The organism is Enterococcus sp. E5-162 (assembly GCF_035725965.1).
Taxonomy (GTDB): Bacteria; Bacillota; Bacilli; order Lactobacillales; family Enterococcaceae; genus Enterococcus_B; species Enterococcus_B lactis.
In genome coordinates, this window is sequence record NZ_JAPRFV010000047.1 from 1 (window position 1) to 524 (window position 524).

Below are 524 nucleotides of genomic sequence, written 5' to 3' on the forward strand. Positions count from 1 at the left end.
AGAGACGCAATAAATTCTATCGAAGTTTACGCACTGCCTCTACCACGATTAAAGGCATGGAAGCCATTCGAGGATTATATAAGAAAACCCGAAAAGAAGGCACTCTCTTCGGGTTTTCGGTCTGTACCGAAATCAAGGTATTATTGGGAATCCCAGCTTAAATCATAGATACCGTAAGGGATTTTATTCTTTATTTAAAACTTTGCAACAGAACCTCTTAACCTATTAATTGAGCTACTGAAGGAGCTAAAAAATAAGCAATAAAAAAAGATCAAAAACTTTAAAATTTTCGAACCCCTACCTTTTCTAGTTTTCACGAAATGAAATTTTGCGGCTCAAAATTAGAATTTTCAGTTTTATATTTTTTTATGATACACTAACAATGATACATCTATAATACCCGTGGTGCTAGTTAATTTTTTCCTAGAGGAAAATGTCTAAACATGTTGGTAAATCAACAAAAAAACGCATATAGTAGTCTCAAAACTCCCAAGAAATGAGGACTACATATGCGTTCATCAAAA

The 524-nt window shown here is 33.4% G+C and carries 1 pseudogene; it reads left to right on the plus strand.

The annotated features are described in order from the left end of the window. Nucleotides 1–161: pseudogene (locus tag OZZ83_RS14710) on the plus strand (IS6 family transposase); the annotation flags it as partial. Nucleotides 162–524 lie beyond the last annotated feature (363 nt).